We start from the raw sequence: 15,069 nt of genomic DNA, 5'->3' as shown, positions 1-15,069 counted from the left end.
TCTATGACCATTGACTTCGGATTCACCGCGTCCAACGGTGTGGCGCTGGCCGTCCATCGTTACACCGAGATCGACCCGGCGCGCCCGACCATCCTTGCCATTCACGGCTGGCCCGATAACCACCACGTCTGGGACCCGATCGCCGAGGAGTTCGCGCGAAACTACGCCGGGCGATACAACTTCGTGGCCTACGACGTCCGCGGGGCCGGCGAATCATCGCGTCCGGCAAAGCAATCCGGGTATGCCTTCGAGCATCTGGTGTCCGATCTCGGCGCGGTGATCGACAGCCTGGGGGTCGAGAAGGTCCACCTGCTGGCCCACGACTGGGGCTCGATCCAGGCCTGGGCGGCCATCACCGACGAATCGATGATGGACAAGATCGCGTCGTTCACCTCGATCTCGGGACCGCATCTGCAGTACGCGGGCAGGTTCTTGCGCTCGGCGCGCAACCCGCGGGGGCTGGCCCAGGTGGCGGGCCAGCTGATGGCTTCGACCTACATCGGCTTCTTCCTGTGCCCGGGCGTGCCGGAAGCGGCGTTTCATTCCGGAATCGGCGTCAAAGTCGTTGAGGCCGTGGAACGCATCGGCCGATCGAGCACGCGCAGTCAACGTCGCGCGACGCCGCGGTCGACCGCGGACTATGTCAACGGGTTGAACCTGTACCGGGCCAACATGCCCGCGCCGATGTTGATGCCCGGACCCGAACTACCGAAGACCAACGTCGCGGTCCAGGTGCTGGTGCCGCGCATGGACCTCTTCGTGACTCCCGCGCTGCAGCGCTTCACCGGCGCGATTCCCGCTGGGGGCAGGGTGGTTTCGATCGAAGGCGGTCACTGGGTGGTGACGTCTCGTCCCGATGTGGTGGCCCGGCTCACCAGCGAGTGGATCGATCGCAGCCTCGGCGGCGCGGCCCCGGCCGGCGAGCCGCAGGTGCACGGCGGACCGCACGAGATACCGGGCAAGCTCGTGTTGATCACCGGCGCGGGTGCCGGCATCGGCCGGGCCACCGCGGTGGAATTGGCCCGTCACGGTGCTCGCAAGGTGATCATCGTCGATCGAAACCTTGATGCGGCCAATGAGACCGCGGACACTGTTCGTGCCGCGTGCGCCGAGGCCGTGGTGTACCAGGCTGACGTCAGCGACGAAGCGTCGATGAATGACCTTGCCGCCCAAGTCCTCAACGACCACGGCGTGGTCGACATCCTGGTGAACAACGCCGGCATCGGTATGGCGGGCCGGTTCCTGGAGACCAGCCCCGGAAACTGGGAGGACATCATCGGGGTCAACCTGCGTGGTGTCATCACCGGTAGCAGGGCCTTCGGCGCGCAGATGGTCGAGCGTGGCGAGGGCGGGACGATCATCAACGTGGCCTCGGCCTCGGCGTACCTGCCGTCGAAATCCATGGTCGCCTACAGCACCACGAAGGCGGCGGTGCTGGGGTTCAGCGAATCGCTGCGCGCCGACTTCGCCGACGAGGGCATTGCCGTCACCGCTGTGTGTCCCGGATTCGTCAACACCGATATCGCCAAAAACACTGTCTACGCCGGGATGTCGGATGCCGAGCAGGAGCGGGCCCGGGAAAAAGCCGGCGCGGCTTACCGGCGCCGCAACTTCACCCCGCAAGCCGTGGCCGAGGCGATCGTCAAGGCCGTCAAGACCGGCCCCGCGGTGTTACCGGTCGCCGCCGAGTCCAGAATCGGCTACGCGATGCGCCGGATCAGTCCGGGCGCCGTGCGGCTGCTCGCCCGGTTGGACATTCGGCCGACGTAAGCATGGTGGGGGATTTGCCTGTGCGGGACAGTGTTTGGGCCAGTAGGCCCGCCGATCTTTACGGTCGGCGCGACCGCGACCGTCTCGGCGCGGTGTTGTGGGGGATCCGGGTGTTGTTCGATGGATTCAGCTCGGTATCGCGGTGGGAGCCGTCCCGGGTCAACCCGGTGCGGCGCACCCGCGCCGCCGTTGTGACCAAGCGTGAACTCGTCGCACCCGATGTCGTCGCGCTGACGATGGCCGACCCGGACGGCGGGTTGCTCCCGTCCTGGACGCCCGGCGGGCACATCGACGTGGTGCTGCCCTCGGGCCGGCGCCGCCAGTACTCGCTGTGCGGTCCGCCCGGCCGGCGCACCGACTACCGCATCGCGGTACGCCGGATTGCCGACGGCGGAGGCGGTTCGATTGAAATGCACGACACGTTCGACGTCGGCTCCACATGTGAGTTCGAAGGCCCGCGCAACGCCTTCTATCTCGGTTCGGCCGAGCGCGACGTGCTGTTCGTGATCGGCGGCATCGGCGTGACGCCGATTCTGCCGATGATCCAGGTCGCTCAGCAACGCGGAATCAATTGGCGCGCAATCTATGCCGGGCGCAGCAGGGAATACATGCCATTGCTCGACGAAGTGATGGCGCTGGCCCCGGACCGGGTAACCGTCTGGGCCGACGACGAACACGGCCGCTGTGCCGCCGTCGACGACCTGCTCGTCGGTGCCGGGCCGCTGACGGCCGTCTACGTGTGCGGCCCAACCGGGATGCTCGAGGCGGTTCGCGTAGCCCGCAACGAACACGCCGACGCGCCTTTGCATTACGAGCGATTCAGTCCGCCACCCGTCATCGACGGCGTTGCATTCGAACTCGAGCTCGCGCGGTCACAGCGGCTGCTCGATGTTCCGGCCAATCGGTCCGCGCTGGACGTGATGAGAGACCTCGACCCGACCACGCCGTACTCCTGCCAGCAGGGCTTTTGCGGGACATGCAAGGTCACCGTGCTTACCGGAGAGGTCGAGCACCGCGGGCGCACGGCGGTCGGCGGCGACGAGATGCTCGTCTGTGTGTCGCGGGCGAAAGCCGGCCGGCTCGTCATCGACGCCTGAGCGCTCAGCCTCCCGATCGATGGCGTCGGTAGCCCACATGGCGCACCGTTACCCCTGGCAGCGGCTGCCAGACGAGGGTACGGTCGTCAAGTTTAAAGTTGTTGTCTTCGTAGAATTTTCGCGCCGTGTCATTCTTTTCCGCACACCACAGAACCACGTCGCCCGACGGGTTGGCGTTCACGGCCTTGTTCAGCAGTCGCACGCCGACTCCGAGCCCCTTGGCATCGTCTGTGGTGTAGAGGGCGTCGATTTGCAGGTCATCGCTGCTAGCGGACTCAGGCCCGAAGACCGTCATCCCCAACAGCTTGCCGCGGGCCTCGGCAACCCACATGCTCCATCCCGGTTGATTGAGCGCTTCCGGGTACTTCACCGTGGCCCACAATTGCGGCGTCGCGATCAGGTCGAGCAGGTAATCGTCCAGGATGCCGGCGAACGACCGCCGCCACACCGGATAGTGCATCGCCGCCACCTTCTCGAAATCGCCCGGTCCGGCCCTGCGGATCTTGACGTCCTTCGATTTCACAGGGCCACCTTAAGGTCAATCCGCCCGGGAATGCTCAAGGTAGGCGACCAGGGCATTCGTCAGACCTCGCCGCGCCATGTCCAGGTCGGCATAGGAGCCCAGTTGACGCTCGGACACCAGGCCGCGCATCGCGCCCGGGATCAGCGCGGCCACTTCCCGGACCCGGTCCGGATCGACGTCGAGCCCGGCGAAGGCGTTCTGGCAGGTTTCCAGCCAGCTCTTGCCCCAGGAGAACAACTCGGCGGCGGTGCGCGGGTACAGGCGCTCCAGCTCGGCGGGGTCGCGGGGCAGGGCGGCGCGCAGATTTTCGATCGCGCGCGAATCCGGTGATGCCAGACCGCGGTACAACGTTTCGATGATGGCGCTGACACGCTCGCGCAGTGGGGCGTTCGGTTGGACCGGTGTCGACAGTGACGAAAACGTCGCGGCCCGGCGCTCGGCGGTGCGGTGCAGCACGGCCGCCCAGAACCCGTCGGTGTCGCCGAACTGGTATTGCACCGCGCCCCAGGTGGCGCCGATGTCCTTGGCGATGCGGTTGGCCGACACCGACCCCGGCTCGCCCGAGCCCAGCGATCGCAGTGCGGCTTCGAGCATGTTCTCGCGAGTTGCGCTGCCGCGCCGGTTCGGCCGCCGGCCCACGATGCCGGCCTCCGAAACGTGCCTGGTAGCCCGCTGCGCCATCGGCCGATCCTAATTGATTGTTTGCACGCAGCGGCCGTGCGGACTAGGTTTTCATAGAGGGTACTTTGATTATTGACTGGCGCCGCTATCATTCGTTGCGAGGAGGACAGCTCTGATGGCCAAGCCGCCGTTGTCGATGAAACCGACCGGATGGTTCCAGGTCGCCTGGTCCGAGGAGATCGGCGTCGGGGACGTCCACAAGATGAAGTACTTCGACCAGGAAATGGTCGCCTGGCGGGCTGACTCCGGCCAGCTCACCGTCATGAACGCCTATTGCGAGCACTTGGGTGCGCATCTGGGTTACGGCGGCAAGGTCGTCGGCGAGGTGTTGCAGTGCCCGTTCCACGGCTGGCAGTGGAGCAACGAGGGTCGCAACGTGTGCATTCCGTATCAGGACCGCCCTAATCGCGGCCGCCGGGTGCGCACCTATCCCGTGGTGGAGCGCAATGAGTCGGTCTACATCTGGCACGACGTCGACCGTCGCGAACCGTTCTTCGACGCCCCGGACGTGTTCGCCGCGTTCGGCGACGGCAGTAGTGCCGACGGCTACTACCCGCAGCAGCGGTTGTACCGCGCCGGCCTGGAGTTGCACCCGCAGTACGTGCTGGAAAACGGGGTGGACTTCGCACACTTCAAGTACGTGCACAACACGCCGATCGTGCCGGTGTTCACTCGCCACGACTTCGGCGAACCGGTGTCTTTCGTGGACTTCACCATCACCTTCGAGGGCGACGACGGGCAGCGGATCGAGGATGTCAACAGCGGCGTCGAGGCGATCAACGGCGGGCTGGGGATCGCGGTGACCAAGAGTTGGGGCATGGTCGACAACCGCACCATCTCGGCGATCACCCCGGTCGACGAGTGCACGTCCGATGTCCGGTTCATGGTGTACATCGGCCGCACGCCGCACAAGGATCCGGTCCGCGCCGAGATGAAGGCCCAGGAGTTCGGCCGAGAAGTCATCCGGCAGTTCGAGCAGGACATCGAAATCTGGCAACACCAGCGCTATTCGGATCCGCCCGCGCTCGCCACCGACGAATACGAAGGCTTTACGGCAATCCGTAAGTGGGCCAAGCAGTTCTATCCCGACGGCATCGGTGGCAGCGCCGCCGAAGTGTACGCAGCATCCCAGAAAGGCTGATTGCATGAATGCACCCGCTGGACCGATCCGCGTCTTCCAAGTCGGAAGTGGAAACGTCGGGTCGGAGATGATCAGGCGGATCGCGACCCAGCCCGATCTTGAACTCATTGGTGTGCATGCCTATTCGCCGGAGAAAGTCGGGAGGGACACCGGCGAGTTCGCCGGCGTGGGGGCCAACGGGGTGAAGTTCACCGGCAGCATCGAGGAAATCGTCGCCGCCAAGCCCGACGTGCTGACGTTCCACGGCGTGTTCCCCGACGAGGATCTCTACTTGCAGGTGCTTGAGGCGGGCATCGATATTGTCACCACCGCGGACTGGATCACCGGGTGGCACCGCGACACCAACCATCCGCACCCGTCCGGCAAGTTGGTAAGCCAGTTGCTGGCCGAGGCGTGCGAGAAGGGCGGCGCCACCTTCTACGGCACCGGGATGAACCCGGGGCTCAACCAGATTCTGGGTGTGGTGTGCTCGGCCGACGTCGCCGACATCGAAAACGTCACCACGATCGAGTCCGTCGATGTGTCGTGTCACCACTCCAAGGACACCTGGATCGAGGTGGGTTACGGCCTGCCGGTTGATGATCCGTCGATCCCGGCCAAGCTGGAGAAGTACACCCGCGTGTTCGCCGACAGTGTGCTGATGATGGCCGATTGCTTCGACGTCACACTCGACGAGGTCAAGTTCAGCTACGAGTTGGGCGCATGCACAAAGGATGTCGACCTGGGCTGGTACATCCTGCCCAAGGGTTCGCTGGGCGGCAACTACATCAAGTACCAGGGCATGGTGGACGGGGTGCCCCGCGTGGAGACGCACCTGGAATGGCAGATGACCCCGCACACCGATCCGCACTGGGATATCAAGGGCTGCTACATCACCCAGATCAAGGGTGACCCGTGTATCTACAACAAGCACATGATTTTCCCGAAGCCCGGCGTCGACCTGTCCAACCCGGACAACTTCGCCTCCATCGGCATGACGGTGACCGGCATGCCCGCCCTGGCCTCGATCAGGTCGGTGGTGGCGGCGCCGCCCGGGCTGATCACCAGTGCCGACCTTCCGCTGCGCGCATTCGCCGGGCGGTTCAAGCTGTAGCGTCATCGCCCACAATTCGCTCCGGGTGGTGGTAGTCGTTGGTGTGCGCGCCGAGGTCGAACTGCGGCGGCGGGATCCATTCGGTGCGGCCGTTGGCTAATCTCCTTGTTCGCCAACCCATTCCGGCGAGCTTGTGGTGGGGCCTACAAGCGAACGTGAGGTTGTCGACATCGGTCGCGCCGCCGGCGGCCCACTCGTCGATGTGGTGGACTTCGCACCAATAGCCAGGCGCGTCGCAACCCGGGTGCGTGCAGCCGCGGTCTCTGGCGTACAGGACCACGCGTTGGTCCGGTGTGGCGACTCGGCGCGATCGGCCGAGATACAGTGGCCGACTTTGATGGTCGTCGAATACAGCAAGGTAATGGTAGGCGTGGCTGGCCATCCGGATCACGTCTCGCATGGGCAGCAGCGTTCCGCCGCCGGTCACCGCCCGGCCCGAGCCCGCCGTCAGCTCCTGCAGCGTGGTCGACACGATGATGCTGACCGGCAGTCCGTTGTGCTGACCGAGTTTTGGGTCGCCCAACTGGCCGCGGACCAGAACACTGAGCGCATCGTGCTGACGCTGACCCGGCGTTCGCGTGTCTTGGCTGACGGCTTCCTCGGCGGGTTCGGCAGTGGTGCAAGGGTATTCGTCATCGGGGTTGCACATGCCGGGCGCGGCGAAGCGTGCGAACCACGCGTCGAGACTGGCGCGCAATTCCGGTGACGCGATGAGTTTTCCGATACTCATCCCGTCGCTGCGTTGGCCGCACCACGCGAAGCCGCGTTGGCGGGCGCGGTCGGAGTCGGAGAACTTCCCGTCGGGATTGATGTGCAGCGCGATCCGGTGTGCCGCCCTTTGCAGCTGATCGGGGCGCAGCTTGGTGGCTTGCCAGGCAAGAAATCGCTCCGCGTTCTCGACGGTATCGGCGGGCGTCGCCTCCGGGAGGTCGCGGACGAACGTCTGAATTACCCGCAGGTGTTGCGCGTCGAGTTTGCCTTCCCGCCAAACCGCGGCGGTCGCGGGCAACTCGGGTGGCAATTCTTGACCGGTGAGAGTGATGCGGGCAGACAGCTGTTCGGCGTCCTTGACCCGTCGGCGAGCTTCGGCGGAACTAATCCGCAGCCGATCGGCGATGACCTGGTGGATTGGTCCGCCCACGGCGGCCGGTTCCTCCTTGCACAGGCTCGCAATGATGTCGTGGCTCAACGCGATCTGCCGTCGGCGCGAGGCTTCCATCTCTTCGAGCAGTCGCAGCCGGACGATCGGGCTCAACACGTCGAGGTTCAGGCCGCGTATCGCGGCGTCGCCGGCGGTCAGCGCGGCCACCGCGGCGGCCACCTTCGCGGGGACCTCGATCGAATACATGTTCGAATGTTATCGGTGGTTATCGCGCGCCGGCTAAGGCAAAAACCGAGGCTGTGGACAAACGTCCAACTGTGGACAAAGCCATAACAACGGCCCGTCTAGGGTGAACACCATGCGGGTAGGTGTGCTGGGAGCCAAAGGCAAGGTCGGGTCGGCGATGGTGGCGGGTGTGCAGGCCGCCGAGGATCTGACGTTGTCCGCCGAGGTCGACGCCGGCGACCCGATGAGCCTGCTGATCGATCACGACACCGAGGTCGTGATCGATTTCACCCACCCCGACGTGGTGATGGGCAACCTGGAGTTCTTGATCGGCAACGGGATTCACGCCGTGGTCGGCACCACCGGCTTCACCGCCGAGCGGCTGGAACAGGTGGAGTCGTGGCTGGCCGACAGCCCCGAAACCTCCGTGCTGATCGCGCCGAATTTCGCGATCGGGGCGGTGCTGTCCATGCACTTCGCGAAACAGGCCGCGCCGTTTTTCGACTCCGCAGAGGTCGTTGAGCTGCATCACCCGCACAAGGCAGATGCGCCGTCGGGGACGGCAACTCGAACCGCCAAGTTGATCGCCGAGTCTCGGAAAGGCTTGCCGCCCAACCCCGATGCCACCAGTACCGGCCTGCCCGGGGCCCGCGGCGCCGACGTCGACGGAATTCCGGTGCACTCGGTGCGGCTGGCCGGTCTGGTCGCACACCAGGAGGTGTTGTTCGGCACGGAGGGGGAGACGCTGACCATCCGCCACGACAGCCTGGATCGCACGTCGTTTGTGCCGGGCGTGCTGCTGGCGGTGCGCCGAGTGCGGGAACGTCCCGGGCTGACGGTGGGGCTGGAGCCCCTGCTCAACCTGCAATGAGCAGGTTGCTGCGCACGCAATTACTGATCGCGTTCCTGTGCGCGGCGATGTTGCTGTACTTCGCGCTGCTGGGGCGCGTGGCCGTCGCGATGATCGCCTCGGGCCGGGCCGCCGCCGTCGGTCTCGGCCTGGCGGTGTTGATCATGCCGGTGATCGGGCTGTGGGCGATGATCTCCACGCTGCGCGCCGGATTCGCGCACCAGAAGCTGGCCCGACTGATCGCCGAGGAGGGAATGGAACTCGATGCCGGCGAACTGCCGCGGCGGCCATCGGGTCGCATTCATCGCGATGCGGCTGACGCGCTGTTCGCCACCGTGCGCACCGAAGTGGAAGCCCACCCCGACGACTGGCGGCATTGGTATCGGCTGGCGCGCGCCTACGACTATGCGGGGGATCGTCGCCGCGCCCGCGAGGCCATGAAGAAGGCGGTCGAACTGGAGGGGCGCCCGTGACCAAAACGCTGCTGATCGTGCACCACACGCCGTCGCCGCACTGCCAGGAGATGTTCGAGGCGGTGGTGGCGGGGGCGACCGACCCCGAAATCGAAGGGGTGGACGTGGTGCGTCGGGCGGCGCTGACGGTCTCGCCGGTCGAGATGCTCGAGGCCGACGGCTATCTGCTCGGCACGCCTGCCAACCTCGGCTACATTTCGGGTGCGCTCAAGCACGCATTCGATTGCGCCTATTACCAATTGCTCGATTCGACCCAAGGACGCCCGTTCGGCTTGTACCTGCACGGCAACGAGGGCACCGAGGGTGCCGAGCGGGCCGTCGATGCCATCACGACGGGGCTGGGATGGGTGAAAGCCGCTGCGACCGTAGCGGTTTCGGGCAAGCCCGGCAAGGACGACGTCGAGGCATGCTGGAACCTCGGGGCGAGTCTCGCCGCTCAATTGATGGAGTGAAAATCGGGCAGTCGCCCTGACGCGCACCGACTACGGGTGGGGCGGTTTGAATGCGTCCGCGGGCTGGGCCAGCGCCAGTGCGGAGCTGGTGCCGAGCGCGCCGTGGCAGTCGAACAGCGTCGCCGCACCCGTGGCCACACCGGCGGTGCCGTAGTGGCTTTGGGCGGCGAGCCCCAGGAACTCGCCGTCAGGCAGTCGGCTCGCCGTCACGGTGTAGTCGGCATTGATGTAGCGCAATCCGCCTGTGCCCCAGTGCGTCAGCGAACTGGTGATATCGCCCGCGAAGGCCAGACGGGTAAACGGCGTCAGCGGGTGGCCATGCACCATGGGGCGAAACAGCCTCGCCCAGGCGAACTTCTGCGCGTGCGACTGCTCCCATTCACCCGCCGAGATGCCGGGACTGCCTTCGAAGGTGGCCCCGTATCCCCAGATGTGAAACGGCATGTCGGCCGGGAAGCCCTCGTAGGACGTCGGCAGCGCGGGCATCTGTACCGGGAAGGACCACACCTGGCCGTCGGGATGATCGCCGCGGCGCAGGAACAGCGCGCTGGCCCGCGCGACGATCTCGCCGCGCTGCATCAGGGCGGCATCGATCAGCCTGATGCGGCGGCCTTCCCGCTGTATCGCGGTCTGAATCTGCACCGGGCGCGGTAGCGCGGGCCGCAACAAGTCGACGGTCAGGCGGGCCGGCTGAAAGTCGGGATCAATACCCGATTGTTCTATCCCCCAACCCAACAGGCCTCCGACGATCTGACCGCCCATCGCCGCGCCCCACGGGCCTTTCGTCAGCGGGCCCGGAATATAGGAGTCGCCGTCGACAGTGAAGAACGCCTCGGGCATGATAGCGGGATCGTCGATCGTCACCGCATCACGATAGGACACCGGATAGTAAGGACCGGGCATGCCTCCAGTGATCGAAATTTCGCGTGACCAGAACCCGTTCGCCACGACGGGCGTCTCCCGCGATCGCGACGGTATCCCGCGCTACGACGATCTGCCGACCACGTTGCTAGACATGCTGGCCGAGCAGGTCGCCACGCGTCCCGACAGCGAGGCCGTCGTTGAAGTAGGCGCCGGGCGATTGACTTACCGGCAGCTGTGGGACGGCGCCGCGCGAGTCGCCGGCGGGCTGCGCGAAGCCGGCGTGCAAGGCGGTGACCGTATCGCGTTGCGCTACCCCGCGGGCCTCGACTGGGCGTTGGCATTTTGGGGCACGATGATGGCCGGCGGTATCGCGGTGGCGGTCAATACGCGCTCGGCGCAGCCCGAGGTCGACTTCGTGTTGTCCGATTCCGGGGCACGGATGGATCTGGCCGCGGGCACGCCGCTGCCCGATGGCCGACCGTATGTGGCCGACGGACTCACGCGTGGCGACACGGCGGCAATCTTCTACACCTCGGGGACCACCGGCCATCCCAAAGGCGTGCCGACCACCCACGAGGCGTTCGTCATCAACACCGAGAATGCGATCCGGTGCTCGGGAATGCCACGGGACCTCGGCGAAGGGATGCGCACCCTGATCTCGGTTCCGCTGTTTCACGTGACAGGCTGCAACACACAGCTTTTGGTGGCCGCCCGGATGGGGGGAACGTCGGTCATCTTGCCGGCGCTGAACCTGGACGAACTGATCGCCACCGTGGCGGCCGAGCGGATTTCACAGCTGGTGACTGTTCCGGCGATCTACTCTCTGATGTTGCGGCACAAGCAGTTTGCTGCTACGGATGTGTCCGGCGTCGGGTGGGTGGGCTACGGAGGTGCACCCACCGCGCCCTCGATGGTGCAGTCGATCAAGGACGCGTTCCCACGGGCGACGGTGTTCAACGGCTACGGCATGACCGAGTCGGCCTCCCTGATGACCGTGCTGCCCGACTCGTACGCCCTCGACCACGCCGACTCGGTCGGCTACGCGGTCCCATCGGTGGACCTCGGCGTGATCCCCAGCGGTGACGATCCCGGTGTTGGTGAATTGGTGGTGCGCGGGGCCAATATCACGGCCGGTTACTGGAACCGTCCGCAGGCCACCGCGGCCACCATCGTCGACGGGTGGCTGCACACCGGCGACGTGGTCCGGGTCGATGCCGCGGGCCGGGTGCACATCGTCGACCGGCTCAAGGACATCATCAACCGTGGCGGCGAGAACGTCTCCAGCGTGGAGGTCGAGGGGGTGCTGCTGGCAGCACCCAATGTCGCCGATGCCTGCGTACTCGCGGTGCCCGACGAGGTGATGGGAGAAAAGGTCGGAGCGGTGCTGTTCGGCGGCGAAGCGCCGATTGACGTTCCGGCCGTGCTCGAGCATTGCCGCGCACAACTCGCCGACTTCAAGGTCCCGCAGTACGTCACAATCGCCTCAGAAGCGTTGCCACGCAATGCCGGTGGAAAGCTGCTCAAAGCCAAGCTTCGCGGCGAGCTGCAATGGGGCGACCCGCTGCGATGAATGCGACGTTGCTGATCGCCAACCGCGGCGAGATCGCCCTTCGGATCATCCGCACCGCAACCGAATTGGGCATGCCGACGGTTGCCGTCTACGCCACCGACGATGCCGAGAGCCCGCACGTGCACGCGGCCGACGAAGCGATCGGTCTACCGGGCAGCGGGCCCGACGCCTACCTGGACCAGTCCTCGATTCTGGCGGCAGCGAAAGGCGCCGGCGCGCAGCTGATTCACCCGGGGTATGGCTTCCTTTCCGAGAACGCCGATTTCGCCCGTGCCTGCGCGGCGGCCGGATACGTGTTCGTGGGTCCGGATGCCGATGTGCTCGAGGCGGTCGGCAATAAAACCTCGGCACGTGCCGCCGCCGTCGCCGCGGGGGTGCCGGTGCTGCCGGCGACCGACGGGCCCAGCAGCGTCGAGGATGTCCGGGCATTTTTCGCCACTCGAGGCGGGGCGGTCATGATCAAGGCGGTGGCCGGCGGCGGCGGACGCGGAATGCGCCGCGTGGACAGTGCGGATCAGATCGACAACGCCTACCGCCAATGTGCGGCCGAGGCGCAATTGGGTTTCGGCAATCCGGCGGTGTTCGCCGAGGCGCTTCTCGACGACGCCCGGCACATCGAGGTGCAGATCGTCGCTGCGCCGGCCGGGCCGAGAACACATGCGCTCGCCCTGGGTGATCGCGACTGCAGCATGCAGCGGCGCTACCAAAAGATCGTGGAAATTGCCCCTGCACAGGCGCTTTCGGATGCGCTGCGCCGCGGTCTGCATGTTGCCGCGGCCCGATTGTGCGCGCGGGCCGGTCTGCGCGGGCTGGCCACCGTCGAATTCCTGGTCGCCGGTGAGAAATTCGTCTTCCTCGAGATCAACCCCCGCATCCAAGTCGAACACACGATTACCGAGGAGACCACCGGGGTAGACCTGGTGGCCGCCCAGCTCGCTATCGCCAGCGGCGCCTCCTACTACCAATTGGGACTGCCACCCGGAATCGCCTCGGACGGTGAAGAAGTCATCGGCGAGCCGAGTACTCAGCGCGGCATTGCGATACAAGCCCGGGTCAATATGGAAGCCCTGACGGCCGACGGCAGCGTGGTGCCCACGGCGGGTGCCTTGACGGTGTTTTCGCCGCCGAGTGGACCGGGAGTGCGGGTGGACACCTTCGGCCGCACCGGCCTGGCATTGAGCACGCGATACGACTCGCTGCTGGCCAAGGTCGTCACCCATGTCCGCGGAGCCTCGTTCACTGCGGCGCTGCGCAAGTCGCGGACCGCGCTGGCCGAATTCGGGATCGAGGGCGTCCGGACGAACATCAAGTTTCTGCAAGAGCTCTTGTCCGACAGCCAGGTTGAGTCGGGTGTGGTGACAACGGCCTTCCTCGACGCGAAGCTTCCCGAGCTGGCGGCCGCGGCGCTGACCCACGAGCGTGACACCCCGGTGGCCTCCGTCGAGCTGTATCCCGGCGAAGAAGCGCTGCGTGCCCAGCTGGCCGGCACCGTGGTGGAGGTGGCGCCCGAGGGCGCCGAGCTTTCACCCGGCGATCAATTGGTCGTGCTGGAAGCGATGAAAATGCAGCACGTGCTCGTCGCGCCGGACGCGCTGCGCACGGTTCGCAATCTCGTGGCCCCCGGCCAGGTCGTCGGAACCGGAGACCCGCTGGTTGTCTTCGCCCGCACCGGGGACAGCGGGGGCCGCGAGTCTGCCAGCGCCGCAGTCGATCTCGACCGACCCCGGGCCGACCTGGACGAGGTGCGGCGGCGCCACCTGATCACCCTCGACGAGGGCCGCCACTCGGCAGTGGCCAAGCGGCACCAGCAGGGTCGCCGCACCGCTCGGGAGAACATCGCCGACCTGATCGACGACGGCAGCTTCGTCGAGTACGGTGCGCTGGCCATCGCGGCGCAACGCAGCCGGCGCACGGACGAGGATCTGATTGCCAACACCCCGGCCGACGGCCTGGTGGCCGGCGTGGCGACCATCGGTGCGGACCGATTCGGGCGGGCCGCGGCCGAGGCGGTGGTGGTGTCCTACGACTACACCGTGCTGGCCGGGACGCAGGGCATGCGCAACCATGCCAAGACGGACCGTGTGTTCGACGTGGCCGCTCGAAAAGGGTTGCCAGTGGTGCTGTTTGCCGAGGGTGGCGGCGGGCGGCCCGGTGACACCGACGTCGGTGGGGCGGCCGGGCTGGACGTGCCGACGTTTCGGGTGCTCGCCGGGCTGCGCGGGCGGGTGCCGCTGGTGTCTATCGTGTCCGGGCGTTGCTTCGCCGGCAACGCCGCGCTGGCCGGGGTGTGCGATGTGATCATCGCGACACCGGACGCCAACATCGGGATGGGCGGGCCCGCGATGATCGAGGGCGGTGGGCTCGGGGTGTACCCGCCGGAGGCGATCGGCCCGATCGACGTGCAGCGCCACAACGGCGTGGTGAGCCTGGTCGCCCGTGACGAGGTACACGCGGTGTCGCTGGCCAAGCAGTACCTGTCGTATTTTCAGGGCAGCACCGGCGACTGGTCAGCGCCCGACCCACGTCTGGCCCGACATGTGGTGCCCGAGAACCGGTTACGCGCCTACGACGTGCGCCGTGCAATCGAGTCCATCGTCGACGTCGGCTCCGTCCTAGAGCTGCGCCCCGACTACGGCGTCGGCATCGTCACCGCACTGGTCCGGGTCCAGGGTGTCGCGTATGGACTGCTGGCCAACAGCAGCCACCACCTGGGCGGTGCGATCGACGCCGAGGCCGCCGACAAGGCCGGCGACTTTCTCACCCTGTGCGAATCGTTTCGGCTGCCGGTGATTTCGTTATGCGACACACCGGGATTCATGGTCGGACCGGATGCGGAAAAGCAGGCCGCCGTCCGACGGTTCGGCCGGATGTTCGTGCTCGGTGCACGATTGACGGTGCCGCTCGGAATGATCATCCTGCGCAAGGGATATGGATTGGGCGCGATGGCCATGGCGGGTGGTTCTTTTCACGCCCCGCAGTTCACCGTCGCCTGGCCGACGGGCGAGATCGGCGGCATGGGCCTGGAAGGCGCCGTGCGCCTGGGCTTCAGTAAGGAGCTGGCCGCGGTTGCCGATGCGGGCGAGCGGGAGCAGCTATTCGAGAAGCTGGTTGCGGCGGCCTATCAACACGGCAAGGCCCTTCGGGCCGCAACGACGTTCGAGCTGGACGACGTAATCGACCCTTCAGACTCCCGGGCCTGGATTACCAGGCTCGCGGAAGTCTGAAGGG

Annotated in this window: 13 protein-coding genes; 9 read left to right on the top strand and 4 right to left on the bottom strand. The window is 66.4% G+C overall.

What is annotated here, in order from left to right:
* The first annotated feature begins 3 nt into the window (after positions 1-3).
* Together ACAG21_RS26190 and ACAG21_RS26185 are read left to right on the top strand one after the other, a co-directional pair.
* Entirely contained in the window at positions 4-1,770 is a 1,767-nt protein-coding gene (locus ACAG21_RS26190) for an SDR family oxidoreductase (protein WP_370499170.1), read from the top strand.
* A gap of 2 nt (positions 1,771-1,772) precedes the next feature.
* Positions 1,773-2,867, top strand: coding sequence for a 2Fe-2S iron-sulfur cluster-binding protein (locus ACAG21_RS26185; RefSeq protein WP_370499169.1), 1,095 nt, complete (start codon positions 1,773-1,775; stop codon positions 2,865-2,867).
* A gap of 4 nt (positions 2,868-2,871) precedes the next feature.
* Here the strand turns inward: ACAG21_RS26185 and ACAG21_RS26180 are convergent, their stop codons facing one another.
* Together ACAG21_RS26180 and ACAG21_RS26175 are read right to left on the bottom strand one after the other, a co-directional pair.
* Positions 2,872-3,390 carry an N-acetyltransferase family protein gene (locus ACAG21_RS26180; protein WP_370499168.1) on the bottom strand — a complete coding sequence of 173 codons (519 nt, stop codon included), beginning with the start codon at positions 3,388-3,390 and terminating at the stop codon, positions 2,872-2,874.
* A gap of 15 nt (positions 3,391-3,405) precedes the next feature.
* Positions 3,406-3,984: a TetR/AcrR family transcriptional regulator gene (locus ACAG21_RS26175; RefSeq protein ID WP_370499226.1), complete on the bottom strand. Its 579-nt coding sequence runs from the start codon at positions 3,982-3,984 to the stop codon at positions 3,406-3,408.
* A 202-nt stretch (positions 3,985-4,186) separates the two neighbouring features.
* Between ACAG21_RS26175 and ACAG21_RS26170 the strand changes: the two genes are divergently transcribed.
* A complete protein-coding gene (locus ACAG21_RS26170) occupies positions 4,187-5,212 on the top strand; it encodes a Rieske 2Fe-2S domain-containing protein (protein ID WP_370499167.1) in 1,026 nt (341 codons plus the stop codon).
* 4 nt (positions 5,213-5,216) lie between these two features.
* Positions 5,217-6,305 carry a dihydrodipicolinate reductase gene (locus tag ACAG21_RS26165; protein WP_370499166.1) on the top strand — a complete coding sequence of 363 codons (1,089 nt, stop codon included), beginning with the start codon at positions 5,217-5,219 and terminating at the stop codon, positions 6,303-6,305.
* On the opposite strand, the gene ACAG21_RS26160 is transcribed toward ACAG21_RS26165, so the two are convergent.
* Positions 6,295-7,653 carry an HNH endonuclease signature motif containing protein gene (locus ACAG21_RS26160; protein ID WP_370499165.1) on the bottom strand — a complete coding sequence of 453 codons (1,359 nt, stop codon included), beginning with the start codon at positions 7,651-7,653 and terminating at the stop codon, positions 6,295-6,297. The genes ACAG21_RS26165 and ACAG21_RS26160 overlap by 11 nt on opposite strands.
* Positions 7,654-7,765: 112 nt before the next feature.
* On the opposite strand from ACAG21_RS26160, the gene dapB reads away from it, so the two are divergent.
* Genes dapB through ACAG21_RS26145 form a run of 3 tightly spaced genes read left to right on the top strand, consistent with a single transcriptional unit; the run spans position 7,766 to position 9,407 of the window.
* Positions 7,766-8,503, top strand: coding sequence for a 4-hydroxy-tetrahydrodipicolinate reductase (gene dapB / locus ACAG21_RS26155; protein WP_370499164.1), 738 nt, complete (start codon positions 7,766-7,768; stop codon positions 8,501-8,503).
* Positions 8,500-8,955 (top strand): hypothetical protein, encoded by a 456-nt coding sequence (locus ACAG21_RS26150; RefSeq protein WP_370499163.1) that lies wholly within the window; start codon positions 8,500-8,502, stop codon positions 8,953-8,955. Before dapB ends, ACAG21_RS26150 begins: the two co-directional genes overlap by 4 nt.
* A 50-nt stretch (positions 8,956-9,005) precedes the next feature.
* On the top strand, positions 9,006-9,407 hold the full coding sequence (locus ACAG21_RS26145) for a flavodoxin family protein (protein WP_370499225.1): 402 nt from the start codon (positions 9,006-9,008) through the stop codon (positions 9,405-9,407).
* A 30-nt stretch (positions 9,408-9,437) separates the two neighbouring features.
* On the opposite strand, the gene ACAG21_RS26140 is transcribed toward ACAG21_RS26145, so the two are convergent.
* Positions 9,438-10,271, bottom strand: coding sequence for a thioesterase family protein (locus ACAG21_RS26140; RefSeq protein WP_370499162.1), 834 nt, complete (start codon positions 10,269-10,271; stop codon positions 9,438-9,440).
* A 37-nt stretch (positions 10,272-10,308) separates the two neighbouring features.
* Here ACAG21_RS26140 and ACAG21_RS26135 point away from each other — a divergent pair, with 37 nt between their 5' ends.
* Together ACAG21_RS26135 and ACAG21_RS26130 are read left to right on the top strand one after the other, a co-directional pair.
* A complete protein-coding gene (locus ACAG21_RS26135) occupies positions 10,309-11,841 on the top strand; it encodes a class I adenylate-forming enzyme family protein (RefSeq protein ID WP_370499161.1) in 1,533 nt (510 codons plus the stop codon).
* Positions 11,838-15,065, top strand: a complete 3,228-nt coding sequence (locus tag ACAG21_RS26130; RefSeq protein ID WP_370499224.1) for a carboxyl transferase domain-containing protein — start codon at positions 11,838-11,840, stop codon at positions 15,063-15,065. The genes ACAG21_RS26135 and ACAG21_RS26130 overlap by 4 nt, the downstream gene beginning before the upstream one ends.
* The last annotated feature ends 4 nt before the right edge of the window (positions 15,066-15,069 follow it).

The sequence above is a fragment of the Mycobacterium sp. pR1184 genome (genome assembly GCF_041287235.1).
GTDB lineage: Bacteria > Actinomycetota > Actinomycetes > Mycobacteriales > Mycobacteriaceae > Mycobacterium.
This window is presented reverse-complemented; position numbering and strand designations above follow the sequence as displayed.